The sequence below is a fragment of the Ruegeria sp. K3 genome (assembly GCF_056531845.1).
Genome location: NZ_JBQFMM010000009.1, coordinates 105486 through 119710, shown reverse-complemented (window position 1 = coordinate 119710; position 14225 = coordinate 105486). Strand labels below are relative to the sequence as shown.

The 14225-nt window shown below is 52.6% G+C and carries 11 protein-coding genes, 1 tRNA gene and 1 pseudogene; 7 read left to right on the top strand and 6 right to left on the bottom strand.

The genetic code is table 11. From position 1 onward, the window contains the following. Nucleotides 1–428: 428 nt before the first annotated feature. The gene (locus ACR0MP_RS16290; RefSeq protein WP_480887258.1) at nt 429–1643 is read left to right on the top strand and encodes a TIGR00180 family glycosyltransferase; all 1215 of its coding nucleotides are present in this window, start codon (nt 429–431) and stop codon (nt 1641–1643) included. A 197-nt stretch (nt 1644–1840) separates the two neighbouring features. Here ACR0MP_RS16290 and ACR0MP_RS16285 read toward each other — a convergent pair. Continuing rightward, nucleotides 1841–2116, bottom strand: a pseudogene (locus tag ACR0MP_RS16285) (IS3 family transposase); the annotation flags it as partial. Here ACR0MP_RS16285 and ACR0MP_RS16280 point away from each other — a divergent pair. Both ACR0MP_RS16280 and ACR0MP_RS16275 read left to right on the top strand, forming a co-directional pair. Then, nucleotides 2111–2701, top strand: a complete 591-nt coding sequence (locus ACR0MP_RS16280) for a hypothetical protein (protein WP_480761937.1) — start codon at nt 2111–2113, stop codon at nt 2699–2701. The pseudogene ACR0MP_RS16285 and the gene ACR0MP_RS16280 overlap by 6 nt on opposite strands. A gap of 13 nt (nt 2702–2714) precedes the next feature. Beyond that, the gene (locus ACR0MP_RS16275; protein WP_170408157.1) at nt 2715–2945 is read left to right on the top strand and encodes a hypothetical protein; all 231 of its coding nucleotides are present in this window, start codon (nt 2715–2717) and stop codon (nt 2943–2945) included. Between the two features lie 276 nt (nt 2946–3221). Here ACR0MP_RS16275 and ACR0MP_RS16270 read toward each other — a convergent pair whose 3' ends face one another. Together ACR0MP_RS16270 and ACR0MP_RS16265 are read right to left on the bottom strand one after the other, a co-directional pair. After that, nucleotides 3222–3992 (bottom strand): hypothetical protein, encoded by a 771-nt coding sequence (locus tag ACR0MP_RS16270; RefSeq protein ID WP_170408155.1) that lies wholly within the window; start codon nt 3990–3992, stop codon nt 3222–3224. A gap of 74 nt (nt 3993–4066) precedes the next feature. After that, a complete protein-coding gene (locus ACR0MP_RS16265) occupies nt 4067–4582 on the bottom strand; it encodes a DUF805 domain-containing protein (RefSeq protein ID WP_170395437.1) in 516 nt (171 codons plus the stop codon). 569 nt (nt 4583–5151) lie between these two features. Here ACR0MP_RS16265 and ACR0MP_RS16260 point away from each other — a divergent pair. Further along, nucleotides 5152–5451, top strand: a complete 300-nt coding sequence (locus ACR0MP_RS16260; RefSeq protein WP_170408154.1) for a hypothetical protein — start codon at nt 5152–5154, stop codon at nt 5449–5451. Between the two features lie 124 nt (nt 5452–5575). Beyond that, nucleotides 5576–7120 carry a ShlB/FhaC/HecB family hemolysin secretion/activation protein gene (locus ACR0MP_RS16255; protein ID WP_480887261.1) on the top strand — a complete coding sequence of 515 codons (1545 nt, stop codon included), beginning with the start codon at nt 5576–5578 and terminating at the stop codon, nt 7118–7120. Nucleotides 7121–9563: 2443 nt separating this feature from the next. On the opposite strand, the gene ACR0MP_RS16250 is transcribed toward ACR0MP_RS16255, so the two are convergent. Beyond that, a tRNA-Lys gene (locus ACR0MP_RS16250) sits at nt 9564–9639 on the bottom strand. Nucleotides 9640–9848: 209 nt separating this feature from the next. On the opposite strand from ACR0MP_RS16250, the gene dapF reads away from it, so the two are divergent. Both dapF and mtaB read left to right on the top strand, forming a co-directional pair. Then, entirely contained in the window at nt 9849–10691 is an 843-nt protein-coding gene (dapF, locus tag ACR0MP_RS16245; RefSeq protein WP_170408150.1) for a diaminopimelate epimerase, read from the top strand. After that, complete coding sequence (mtaB, locus tag ACR0MP_RS16240) at nt 10688–11944, top strand: tRNA (N(6)-L-threonylcarbamoyladenosine(37)-C(2))-methylthiotransferase MtaB (RefSeq protein WP_170398302.1); 1257 nt, start codon at nt 10688–10690, stop codon at nt 11942–11944. The genes dapF and mtaB overlap by 4 nt, the downstream gene beginning before the upstream one ends. 143 nt (nt 11945–12087) lie before the next feature. Here mtaB and ACR0MP_RS16235 read toward each other — a convergent pair whose 3' ends face one another. Together ACR0MP_RS16235 and petB are read right to left on the bottom strand one after the other, a co-directional pair. Next, nucleotides 12088–12873, bottom strand: a complete 786-nt coding sequence (locus tag ACR0MP_RS16235; protein WP_170398299.1) for a cytochrome c1 — start codon at nt 12871–12873, stop codon at nt 12088–12090. A gap of 17 nt (nt 12874–12890) precedes the next feature. Continuing rightward, complete coding sequence (petB, locus tag ACR0MP_RS16230; RefSeq protein WP_170408148.1) at nt 12891–14222, bottom strand: cytochrome b; 1332 nt, start codon at nt 14220–14222, stop codon at nt 12891–12893. Nucleotides 14223–14225: the final 3 nt, after the last annotated feature.

The window sequence follows — 14225 nt, the reverse complement described above, 5'->3', positions numbered from 1 at the left end:
TCCAAACAAAGGAAGCTTGCACACGCCAACCGCTCGCCAACAGTAAATTCGGGAACTCTAAACCAGTTTCCAACTACAAATGCAACTGAGCCGGGATGTTGGCTTAAGTCATGAAATGTAGCGTGAAGCCGCTGCTTCAATCCGTTAAAAAGCGTTACAATCATACCTGCCTGTAACATTGAGGCGATCCTTTGCCGCAGTTTCTGTTCCGGCAGTGCAAATCCCAGTTAAGGAAGGTGCTGCATAACGATGGCGATCCAATCTCGCGGCCTGCACAATACAGTTGGTAGTGTCGCGAACAAGCACAATGAAGTAGTTTCTGTCAGCTGTAATTTTGCGAATAGAAGGAAGGTTGCAGTCGTCTAGGTTTGCTGCAAGAACCGAAGCAGTCAAACTAGGTTTAGTATCAAGCTTGGACGCATAATACGATGGTATGTTTTGAAGATCTAACTCTTGTCATCCCAACTTTTGAGCGACAACAGCTAGTGCTGTTAGCAATGTCATATTGGAATGAGTTAGGTGTCGAGCTGCATGTGATCGACGGATCGGAGAAGCCAATTCCCACTGAAGCACTGCCGCAGAGTCAAAAAATACATTACTATCATATGCCTGCACCTCTGTTCGACCGATTGAGTTTCGCAACAGAAATAGTCCAGACGCCATTCTGCAGTCTGATCTCAGATGACGAATTTTTCTTACCAACCGGCCTGAGAGCATGTTTGACAGAACTTTCGAACGACCCAGAACTGGTCGCATGCATTGGAAGGGCACTTGCCTTTGATGCAACATCCGATCGGGTTGAAGGAGTTCCTGCTTACCCTGAAATGGCCGGGCGCCGAATTGACCAAAAGACTGCTGCCGAGAGGGTGAGAGCACACTTGGGAGACTATCGGCCTTCCACAATTTATGCAGTGACAAGGACGGATGTTTGGAAAAAGGCATTACGTGCATCGGTAGCAAAGTCTTTCCCCGTATTTGCCCTTCCTGAACTCAGATTCGAGGCCGCAATCGCGTACCAAGGTCCAAGCCGAGTGATACCGGTACTGAGTTGGCTTCGAAACGTAGGCGAACCGCCTAAACGCGGACAAGATGAAACCTTAGATGTGCGCAACACATTCCATGAATGGTGGAATGACGAAAACAAATTTGATCAGCGCTGCGAGTTTCTAAGCTTAATGGCCGAGCATCTTCGAACAGATGCCGCGTCAGATGAAGAGCGTCAAATTGTACATGATCTAGAACAAGCGTTCACACATTATGACAATACCATCCAGGAACGAAAGACAGCTTGGCAAACACGAAACTCGGCTGCTCGATCTGATCGGGTAGTAAAAAAGAAACAAAACTTATTGCAAAGGTTTCAAAAACTAATTTTTGGAGCCGGTGACAAAACCCCGCAATCCACTCATTCCACGAAAGGACGGCAAAAACCCATAATGGAGAAAAGCTCATCAAATCAAAAGTCAAATGCTCCTAGAAGAAAAGATATCTTTCTCGCCGTTGAGGATTTGCGAGCAGAAGGTGTGCTTGTTAACTTGAATGAAATAGAAAAAGTAGTGCAATTGATGGGGTTTATGGCAGATCGATCCACGTTTTCAACGCGCGATGACGGAAGTCAAAACCACCCTCGCCAGACTAGCTAACAAATTCTGATATCTTGCTGTGATCCTATCCTCCCTTGAAGCGTTCCTCGTTAAGTAAAGGAGAACGTAGGAACCACAAGGCCATTGACCCAGCGCCTTTGAACCGGGCATTTTGGATGCTGGCGTCTGCCATCAGAGACTTTCGGACAAACTGCGCTCTGATCTAAGAAAGAGTGCGGTTCATCTGGATGGATTAACTATGCAGCGGATTTACGGCGAAGCAAGTCCCGGTTTTCGATGGTCTTTCGTTTGATCACTTGTCGTTGTTTCAGAATGGTCTGTCCTCGTCCGATATATACGTCAGCGGGTATAAGAGCTAGCCGGCTTTCGAGGTGGCGACGGTGACTGTAGTAGTCGACGAAGGCGTCGATCTGCTGCGTGAATTCGCCAGGAAGCAAATAGTTTTCCAATATAATGCGGTTCTTGAGGATCCGATGACAGCGCTCGATCTTGCCTTGGGTTAAACAATGGCATTCGGTGGTTTTATCCATAGTTCTGATTCCATATACCAAGATATTCCATCAGAGCAGTATCAGCTTCCGACGCTTTACCTGTCACGTGCTCAAAACTGTGAAGTCATCATTTATGACAAGCGCCGCGAAGTCACCGACAAGAAAAAGCTGATCTGGTGGGAAATCTGGAACGCCAGTCTTGAACGGGTTGGTTTGCCTTCTTTGGATCATACTAACGCGTCTCAGATGCATGCTCGACTGTCAAAGGTTTTTGGAACCAGAACGCAACTTACTCGCCTGCGTAGAAAAATTAGTGACAGTTTGCGAGACCTCCACAATGGAGTTGCGCAGTTTGGAAGAGCGCTCGACGAGCAGGATCGACGTCAGACTAAATGGCTTAGTACAGTGCATCGAGCTACTGATGAAATGACTTCTAAAGTCCGTCGCTACATTGATCGACTTGCTGACCGAAGAACAAAACCACACCACGCTGGAAGAGAACTTGCAGACCAGTTTGAAGCTAGCGAGAGCCGCCGAAACTCTGCTGCAAGAGAGCTAGACGAGCAGTTGATAGAAAAAGACCGCGATTACGGTTTCCATCTTTAGTCTGGGATAAGTCATGCTGTTTCAACACGAACGCTTCACCATGAGTTTTCGTCTAGCTCTTGATTATGGAATCGACTATCGAACTTTTGAAAAAGTGCTATGCTTGCAACCCAGCATCCCGCTTACCGCTGTTGCCGATTTTCGCGATGTCCCATCCCTGATTGAGAAGCAAAAATATACGGTCCCCGATCAGGAAGTGCGACATGCATCCGGCAGTTCCGCAATAAAGAGATACGGCGCTTGAACACGCGAAACCAGACTCATTCAGAACCCAGTCGTGTTTTAGATCTCCGTCGAGATCGACCCTCTCAACCGCACCCCAATCTAAGTCAAACTAACCGTCGTTGAACGACGCGCAGGCCTGTGCGGCCAGATCAACGTTTATCCGCAAACCGGTTGGAAGCTGCGAAACGTCAGCCGCGAAAGCTGTTGAGGTCCAATCTAGGCCCGAAACCAGTACAATACCGGAAGCCAAACATTTCATCTGACGCACTATTTGGAAGCTGATTGGAAGGAGGTATCAATTGCACTGATCATACCTGTAGTCCCCATATTCCAGCCAATTTACCGAGCCTTCGCTAAATATCAGAAACTCGGACCTTTCTTCCCCTAGCAGGGCGACGACAAATCCGGCCGGTGGCTCAGAGTTTCCGAAGTAACTGTAGGCCGTCATGGCTCTAATTGACTCACCGTTGACCGTTACTCGCGCGTCCCACTCTCCCTCCGGATTGTCGAAAACTACGGGTTCGATCACGCGGTTTATCGCTCCGCCACCACAATAGACGATGCCTTCGGGTGCTTCGTAGGAGGCCCCCTGGCCAGTATCTGAATCGCAGGCGGAACGAAGGGACCGAATTGCCGCGCTGGAACCTTTCAAGTCAAAGATTCCGTAGCTGACATCTTGATCAATCATCGACAGGTTAACCGATGCATTGGCCGCAAGCTGGCCCAGTACAAAACCATAGTCCTCTTGACTATTGAAACTGACCTCGACGGGATAGTTATCAACGATCTGTACGGCAGCGTTTTCTGCGCCAACCTGAAATGCTCCAACTTCGGTGGCTCCGTTCTTCAAGAAACGAATGGAAAGCCCCTGCTTGTCCGTAATGTCCTGGCTGTCCTCATATCCAGCCGGAGCAAAGCGAATACGGTTACACTGAAGTTCCAGCGTCATGTTTCCGGTTTGAATAAATGCATTGGGAATAGGCCCAGAGTTGAACGACCACTCCGCTGATGCAGTTGTCGCCATAACCATCATTAGAGTCCCAGTGGAAATCGTTTTGAAACTCATTTTCTCTCTCCATGGTGTCACGGTTCGCACTGTCATTCAGCCTGAGATTCCGGCCAATTGCCCCGGCAACCAGGTCAGGAAACAGGTTCGCCGTATTCGTTTGCGCCTTCTTCCGAAGGGCGCGTCAACCACCAGATCATCAGAATGGACAGAACCAATTGAAGAATTGAGACAACAACAATACCGGTCACGCCCAGGACTGCCGCGGGTCCTCGTAATGCGTCAGGGTTCTCGGTCCCTTGCTCCAATACCGAAAAGAACGCCACGCCACCCAGCATAACAAAAAGCGTTGTAATGCTGAGCGCCATCGGCAGCAGCAAATACCAGCCAGGTCGTCCCGTATCATGCAGCCTTCGCCAACCGGCGGCCAGCATAGGTATGAGAACAGCCAGTTGAAAAACAGAGGACAGAACCCGAGATCCTTGCCCTGTCTCGGGGTTAGTCCCGAATAGGATCGTATCCAACACAGCCAAAGCAGCACTCACGAGAACCACAAACAAGAAGAACCACCAGTATTCTGAACGTATAGCCCGGCCGGAGAACTGGAAGTATTTTGAAAAACACGTTTTAACGGCCTCAATAAATCCCATTTTCATTCCTTTCTTAATCTCTGTGCGGCCTCAAAACGTTTCGCCACCTAGAAGAACAAACTCGCCTGTATGGATGCTCTCACTTACCTTTTTGTTTGAATGCAGAGGCCTATCGTACGAGAGCGTAGAGAAATTTACGCGCGGAAAAAATGTTGATTTATGAAAAAATAGATTCAAACATGCGAATTCGACACAACTTTCATTTTACCTCCGTTGATGTCGCTGTCGCCCGATTTGTCGGGCCCTTCCGACTGCTGGAGTGAGTGCTGGCGGTCGGAGGCCCTCAAACAAAGATCAAGCATTGGGAGGACGCGATGCTGCAGCTTAACGTACTCCCCCTCTTTCCAGAGTTTGCTCTAGCTTTCGCCAGTGTCGTCATTCGGCCTTCACACGTTGTTGGCGGCCCCGATGGTCAACGAAATGTTGTTCCGCCGAGCAAGCCCCACGCGGCAAGTTTTGGGAAAGATAGTCAAAGGATCGAGGTAAGTTCTATTGGCTGCGCAGACGCGAGAGCTTCAAATAAACGCATCCAATTTCACTAATTTCAACGGACCCAGAGGGAGAAGAAAATGACCAACAAGATGGTGATGATTTCAGGCGCAACTTGTTTCGCAATGCTTGCGGCCTGTGACGACGCGAGTACATCCAGTGCGTCCGCCGAGCTCACACCGGCTCAGCAAGCATGTTTGCGAGATGTAGCCAAGACGACGAACAATTCGCAAGTCGTTGTGCTCTCATCCGCGTTCAGCGAGGCTGGAACACAAGTCACTGTCGGTGTTGGCGAGGATCGTGCTCCTTGGAATTGCATTGCCTACAGTGATGGCGCGACCGCTGGTATCGAGTTCCTGGGCGACGAAGGCGCATTGTAGTCTGTTTGCTGTGTATCTCGAAAGCACCAGTCGTGATCAAATTTGAATAACGGCAAGCTCAGACATTCAAACCTCGTAATAGGATTAGGCTCTAACATTCTCAATCATGCAAAGGTTGTAGAAAATGCCCGTGACCAACTCGGTTGTAATTGCGATCATTTGCACTTTTGTGGCCATTGTTTCGGTTCCAAAATACAGCATTGCACAAACCTGGGACATAGCATCACAGCACTCAGTCAACGGCGTAACGGTGTATGATACGGATGAGCTGTTAACTTTTGCCGGTCAATTGGCCTTCAATCGGTCAGGGCGCATCACAGCGGTGGAGGTCGCATCAACGATCACTCAGATCTACCGAGAAGACGGTTATTTTTTGGCTGAAGCCTGGCCCGGTCCTGATGGGCAGAGCATAATTGTTAATGAAGGGCGCATTCAAACCATCGAAATTGAAGGTGTAGATACGCGTACGTTCCAAACACTAGAGAAGATTTTTCAGCCCCTCACCACCTCCTATCCCATAACGCTGAAACGATTTGAGCGGGCAGTGATGCTGGCCGAGGACATACCTGACTTGGAATTGTCGACCGAACTTGATTACCCGGATCAGACTGGTGCTCGGCTGAGAGTATTGGGAGAGCCACTGCGAAAACAAGCCGGTAGTGCGACACTCGACAACCCTCCGCGTGAGCTTGGAGAAGCGCTTAGTTTTTATGTCGTACAAGAGTTTTATTCGACGCTGACCGTCGGAGATTTGCTGCGATTTGAGGGATCAGGCAATTACAATTGGGACAAAGACGATGAACACTCATTGTGGGGCGCGCTTACCTATCGCACGCCGCTGAACAGCAATGGTCTATACGGTGAGATTTTTTATGGGAACGTCAACGCAAAACGCGACATTTCAGGGGACTTTGCCAGAACAGATATTGACGGCGAGAACTTCACCCTTGCGTTGGGTTATCCTGTGATCCGCGATGTTGCTCGTTATGGATACCTGCTTTTGGATTATCGCCTTTCAGAATCGGATTCTGTTAGCGGTGGCGTTCCATTGTCCAGTGACGCAAGTGTTGTTGGCCTTACCTATCTGTACGGGCAAAACTATTCCAAAGGGCAAGCCTTTGAAGCCGGGTTAACACTGTCTGTTGGCGACAATGACAACGACACCACAGACGCAAACTTTGACGACGGGGACTCTTCGTTCTGGCACCTACGAGGCGGCGTCGGATACGAAAGCCCACTTACGGGCTTGTCGCCCAACACAGCTTGGCGCACCGAGATTTGGGGGCAGTACACAACAGACCGGTTGCCCTCTGTTGAAGAGTACTTCCTTGGTGATCGTTATGCTTTGCGCGGATATCGATTTGACGAAGTAGACGGTGATTCCGGGATTTCTGCGATATTCGAAATATCTCACTCCTACTTCCCCAGCTCTCAGAGCATTCATCGGCTAACGCCCTTTGCCTTTTTCGACGTGGGTTACATCTCGAACAATGACCCTGCGAGTTTTGAAGTTGATAATGCTACACTGGCATCCACAGGTCTGGGTTTGGACATCGAGTTCAAGCGAAACCTATTTCTGTCCGGATACGTTGGTGTCCCTTTGAGAGACGGCCCTTTAACCGAATCTGGCGATCCTGGCGCGTATCTTGCTCTGACAACAAGTTGGTGAGGATGTTATGAAACGGAACCGCATTGTTTTACTTACTGCAGCTTGTTTGATCGCAGAACTGGCCGCTACCCAGGTCGTTGCCCGCGGAAATCACTACGGGTGGTGCCGAGGCGTAGGGAACCCGCACCAGTCGAGCCAAGGATGCGGGCAGTCTGGTGGGCAAGGGGCAGGTAATCAAGTTACTGGCCCTACTCAGCCGGTGGCAAATCAGTTGCCGCCTAAGGGAACGCAGCAAACACCCACTTCCGTTACTGTTCCAGTCCTTGCGCCGGGCGCGGTACCGAACGCAATTCCCGGTCAGGTTCCTATTGCGACGCCAATAGCGGTTCCTGGTCAGGTTCCCACACCGATAGTAGCGCCGACGCTAACTCCGCCTTTGGCACCAAACGCGACACCAAACCGGGTTCCGACAGCCGTTCCCAATCAGGTTCCACCATTGGCTACCGGTCCTACCGCGGTGCCGCCGCAAGTTCCGACTGCAACTCCTAATCAAGTTCCGATAGCTATCCCTGGCCAGGTTCCGCCTCAACCTACCGACCCAACAGCGGTACCGCCACTTGTGCCAACCGCAACGCCAAACCAAATACCAGTCGCAGTTCCTGGTCAGGTCCCACCTCAGCCCACTGGACAAACTGCTGTGCCACCGCTCGTCCCGACTGCAACACCAAACCAGATTCCGGTCGCAGTGCCCGGCCGTGTTCCGCAACCCAGCGGTACTACGGCGACACCACCGCTTGCCCCAACCGCAACCCCCAATCAGGTTCCCACGGCGGTTCCTAGCCAGGTTCCACAGTTGACGCCGAAACCGACGGCAACTCACGTGGCCGTCCCAGGACATCTGAAACCTCAAGGCGTCGTGACAATCATGCGCCCCAAGCCGAGGCCGACAACCGGTAGTGTCCAGCAACCTAGCACAACACAAGTGACCCACCATTTAACCCACCAAAGTAATGCGAAGAAACACGATCACGTCGCAGCAACACCTGGACGACATGACCCGCACGACCTACCGAGATTCCGCAACGCGGCGGCCAAGGAAGACTGGGAATGCGTTGCCAGCGGATTTGGACAGCGCCGGTATGATGCCGGGCGAGGCGTGTTGCTGAACAACGGAGCGTTGCGGCACCTCGGAAACGTGGACGCAATGGCCCGGGATGTACCTGCTCGGCATCCAAAACACTCTGGGTGCATTATATCGGTTAAACGAAAGCAGCGCTGAAGCTCGCTTGGTAGGTTTTGCGCGGACAATGAGATTAATCGACCACTAGTTTGTCAATTGTCATCTGGTTAATCGGATTTCGCATTACCCTTATTCCCTGGCGTTTACGTTGACTGACGTAGCCCAACAATGCTCCGTACCTAAATTTACTTCACATAGGCCAACACTCTAAAGTGCCGCACTTCCACCAAGAGCCTCCGACCATCTGGGCAGTTCAGGTTGGGCAAGCGAAACTTTGAACGGCACCTTTGCAAAGTCAGATTTCGGCGCCTTGCTTTTATGGGAGCTTCGAGCAGCATCGGTCAATTTGGTTCAAAGTAGCCATTCGTTGCAACTCTCACCAACGCCCGCTCCGCGAGACAAAGTGACCTTTCGCTGCATGTGCGCCAGGGTCTGTTTTTATGAACGCAGTAAATCGGGTAGCTAGGACTAGCATCATCAATCGCGGTAGAGATTGACGCCGTTGACGTACAAAGCAGCTCGAAGGGCAAAATTGGTTGACGTTGAGCCGATGTTGCGACTGCCTAAAAGGCTTGGGCACAATTCTGTAGGCAAGAGAAGCTTAGCTTTCTGCCATCCAAATCACAGTTGAGGATCGCTAGAGGCTTATTTTGTGTCTGGCGACAGCGCCCTCTGTGGGGTTAAACATCGAAGCCAGAACGAGCTTTCCGAATGCAGGAGCCAATACTACTACTACCTTATGCGTTGATAAGTGTATTCCTTAAAACAGCTTATAAGTCACCTCATCGCAGAGTCGGTTCAGGTGGCAAGCAGTCTTTATTCTGAAGCGGACCGTATCGTGTCAACGAAATAGCTTCTTCCGCCTTTTTCGCAGCATTGCAATGGTTTCGCTCTAGAACAGAAAAAAGGGAATACGGATCACCTCTAGTGGCCACTTAGAGCAAGAAGTCTCTATCGGCGTAGAGATTACTTCGAAGGTTCGCAGTTTTAGATGAACCTGCGCATGAAGACATTCGCAAAGAAGCTTGAAAGAGTGATGGGCTTTTAATACTCGTATCTAGAAAAATACTCGAACTCTTCACTAAATACGATCGTCGGCTTCGATACGCTCGGTTCTGTAGTTGGGACTTTTGGCATCTATAATGTTGCGTGATTGCCTTACTATCGAGACGGGCGAGCCGGAGCGACATGCTTCCGGGAAGCAGTTGACTCCCAAAAATGGCATACGGTACTTCGTATAGGTATTTGATTTAATTTGAAAAGTGGTGAGCCGTGCAGGATTCGAACCTGCGACCCACTGATTAAAAGTCAGTTGCTCTACCAACTGAGCTAACGGCCCACTCTTTTAAGGATCTCTTCGATCCGCAGCACTCTTTAAGGTAAATACCCGACCGGGTTCAAGACCTTATTTCGTACTTCAGTTCGCCGTCATTCGTATGAGTTCGGCGCCCCGATAGGCGGCCTAATTAGGCAGGTGGAACTGGGGGGTCAACCCCTTTTTTCAGGAATCTACGCGACAGGGTGGATTCATGTCTGGACCGGCGTTATATGCCCGCCATGCAACAGATACTCGACACCGGTTTGGCTTTCATGAAGATGCACGGGTTGGGCAACGACTTTGTCGTTGTCGATGCGCGCGCGCATGCCGTGCCGGTCACCCCGGCCCTTGCCAGGGGAATCGGGCACCGGCAGTTCGGCGTGGGGTTCGATCAGTTGGCGGTTATCGAACGCGGCGAAGCGGATGCGCATCTGGTGTTCTACAATGCCGACGGGTCGACTTCGGCTGCATGTGGCAACGCCACGCGCTGTATCGCCCGGTTTTTGATGAACGAAACAGGCAAATCCGAACTCACGCTCACAACTGAACGCGGCACACTGCAGGCCCGCGACGCTGGCGATGGGCTGACGTCGGTGAATATGGGGCACCCCCAACTTCTTTGGAACGAGATTCCCCTGGCGGAAGAGATGGACACGCTGGAACTGCCGATAGAAGGTGGTCCAACAGCGACTGGCATGGGCAACCCGCACTGCACTTTCTTTGTCGACAACGCCGAGGCCATTCCGATGGAAGAGTTCGGCGCGCGTTACGAATACCATCCACTCTATCCCGAACGCACCAATGTTCAGGTCGCACAAATAGTCGCCCCCGACCGCATCCGCATGCGGGTATGGGAGCGAGGAGTGGGGATCACTCTGGCCTCGGGGTCATCATCTTGCGCCACGGCTGTTGCTGCCTCACGTCGAGGCCTCACTGGGCGTAAGGTGCAAGTGGATCTGGACGGCGGCACGATCTGGGTCGACTGGCGCGAGGATGGGGTCTGGATGACGGGGCCCACAGCCCATGTGTTTTCGGGCACGCTGACGCCTGAATACCTGAGGTCACTGGAATGAACCCGCCTAAGTTCAGCACTCTGGGCTGCCGCCTGAACGCCTATGAGACCGAAGCGATGAAAGAACTGTCGCAGCAGGCTGGCCTAACGGATGCTGTGATCGTCAACACCTGCGCGGTGACCGCCGAGGCCGTCCGCAAGGCGCGGCAGGAGATTCGCAAGCTGCGCCGCGAAAACCCCTCGGCACGTCTGATCGTCACCGGGTGCGCGGCGCAAACCGAGCCGCAGACCTTTGCTGCTATGGACGAAGTAGACGCGGTCATCGGCAACACCGAAAAGATGCAACCGGATACCTGGAAAGGCATGGCCGCCGATTTCATCGGTCAGACCGAGGCGGTTCAGGTTGACGACATCATGTCTGTCACGGAAACCGCCGGGCATCTGATTGATGGCTTCGGAACCCGCTCACGCGCCTATGTACAGGTTCAGAATGGCTGCGATCATCGCTGCACCTTCTGTATTATCCCTTACGGCCGGGGCAATTCTCGCAGCGTCCCTGCGGGTGTTGTGGTGGATCAGATCAAACGATTGGTCGATAAGGGTTACAACGAAGTGGTTCTGACCGGGGTCGATCTGACCTCATGGGGTGCGGATCTGCCCGCTCAGCCGAAACTAGGCGATCTCGTGATGCGTATCCTTAAACTGGTGCCCGATCTGTCTCGTCTGCGCATCAGCTCAATCGACTCGATCGAAGTCGACGAGAACCTGATGCATGCCATCGCGACCGAGCCGCGCCTGATGCCCCATTTACATCTGTCCTTGCAGCATGGCGACGATCTGATCCTGAAGCGCATGAAACGCCGCCACCTGCGCGAAGATGCGATTCGTTTCACTGAAGACGCCATCAAACTACGACCCGACATGACTTTTGGCGCGGACATCATCGCTGGCTTCCCGACCGAGTCCGAGACTCATTTCGAGAATTCCCTCAAGCTCGTCACCGAGTGCAACCTGACCTGGCTGCATGTATTCCCCTATTCCAAACGCAAAGGCACTCCGGCAGCCCGCATACCGCAACAGATCAACGGCAATGTCATCAAAGAACGCGCCGCGCGCCTGCGTGCAGCCGGCGATGCACAGGTCATCAAGCATCTGACGGCACAGATCGGCAAAACCCACAATATCCTGATGGAAAATCCCACAATGGGCCGCACCGAACAATTTACCGAAGTAACCTTCGGCAACGCCCAACCCGAAGGCGAGATCGTAATCGCGACGATACGGGGGCACAGCAAAGCTCAATTACAAGTGTGATCCGTTCTTCATCTGGCCAAAAATACCTCGGGGATGAATTGGCCGCAGGCCAAGAAGGGGCTGGCCCCTTCCACACCATCGCAACAAAAAAACCCCCGTCACCGTGATGGCGCGGGGGTTTAGTTTTTAGTTATACGTCGACCTTAGTCCAGACGTTTGCCCTTTATCGGTGCCCACAGGCGCTTGTTCACAAGGTACAGCAGAACAGACAGAACTGTCAGGAACAGAACACCGACGAAACCGGCATTTTTGCGCTCCATCATTTTCGGCTCGGCGCTCCACATCAAGAAGGCTGCTATGTCTTCGGACATTGCCTCAACGGTTGCAGGATGTCCGTCGGCAAATTCAACCTGATCTTCTGCCAGCGGCGGAGCCATGGAAATCCAACCACCGGGGAAGGCCTTGTTCTCATAGAGAACAGTACCGGCTTCTTCCTTTTCTTCACCGGTATAACCATCCAGAAGCGAGGCAATATATTCCGCGCCCCCCATGCCTTTGACCAGCTGGTTGATGCCCAGACCGTAAGGACCATGGAAACCGGCACGGGCCTTCGCCATCAGGCTCAGGTCAGGCGCGCCGACACCGTTGTTGGCCGGGAAGTGGTCGGTCGGGATTGCCGGGCGGAAATCATCCAGCTCGGGATCGAACACCTCGAAGTTGTCGGCCGCGTAGGTGATGACTTGCTCTTCCGAATACCCCAAATCTTCAAGGGTCCGAAGAGGTACATATTGCAGACCATGGCAGGCTGCGCAGACCTCGGTATAGATCTGTAGGCCGCGCTGAAGCTGGTTCTGATCCCAGGTTCCAAACGGTCCCTCGAACGAGAAGTCGAAATCTTCGATGTGCTGCTCACCGCCACCTGCCGCAAAAGTCGAGGCGGGCGCAAGGGCCAAAGCGAACGCGGCACCGATTGCAAGTTTCTTGAACATGTTTCCGGTCCCTCTTCTTACTCGGCCGGCGTGGCGTCGGCGTTTGCCTTGCCATAATGCGCGTTGAAGTCTTCTTCGATGGTTTCCGGCTGCGCCTCGGGTTTTTCGATGACACCCAGAATCGGTAGGATCACGAAGAAATAGGCGAACCAGTAAGCCGAAGCGATCAGCGAGAAGGTCGCATAGGGCTCTTCCGCGGGCATCGCACCCAGCCACATCAAAGCAAAGAAGTCGATGATCAAAAGGTAGAACCACCATTTGAACATCGGACGATACTTGCCCGAACGCACGGTCGAGGTGTCCAGCCAAGGGGCTAGGGCCATGGCCAGGATCGCACCAAACATCGCAATCACACCAAAGAACTTGGCGTCGATGATGCCGCCGGTGATGAAGCTGGCGAACTGAACGACCCAGACTTCGCCAGTGAACGCACGCAGGATCGCATAGAATGGCAGGAAGTACCATTCAGGGACGATGTGCGCAGGAGTAACCAGCGGGTTGGCTTCGATGTAGTTATCCGGGTGACCCAAGTAGTTCGGCATGTAGCCCACGATGGCCCAGAACACGACCAGAATGACCGCCAGCGCGAACAGGTCCTTGATCACGAAATAGGGCCAGAACGGCAGCGTGTCTTTCTCGGCCTCGGCTTTCGAGCCACGGCGCACTTCAACACCTGTGGGGTTGTTGTTGCCAGTGGTGTGGAAGGCCCAGATATGCACGATCACCAGTGCCGCTATCACAAACGGCAGCAGATAGTGCAGCGAGAAGAAGCGGTTCAGCGTGGCATTATCCACCGCAGGTCCGCCCAGCAGCCAGGTCTGGATCGCCTCGCCCACAAACGGGATCGCGCCAAACAGGCCGGTGATCACGGTCGCACCCCAGAAGGACATCTGACCCCAGGGCAGAACGTAGCCCATGAACGCAGTGCCCATCATCATCAGGTAAATGAGCATCCCGATGATCCACGTAATCTCACGCGGGGCTTTGTACGAGCCGTAGAACAGGCCGCGGAAGATGTGGATGTAGACTGCTACAAAGAACAGCGATGCGCCGTTCATGTGCAGATAGCGCAGCATATAGCCGCCGTTCACGTTGCGCATGATGTGTTCGATGCTAGCAAAGGCCAGATCAACATGCGGGGTGTAGTGCATCACCAGAACGATACCGGTGACGATCTGCAACGCCAGGCAGAATGCCAGGACGATGCCCCAGATCCACCACCAGTTCAGGTTCTTGGGGGTTGGGATCATCAGGGTGTCATAAAGCAGGCCGACGATGGGCAGACGGCTGTTCAGCCACTTCTCGCCATTTGTCTTCGGCTCGTAATGATCGTGGGGAATTCCGGACATAAG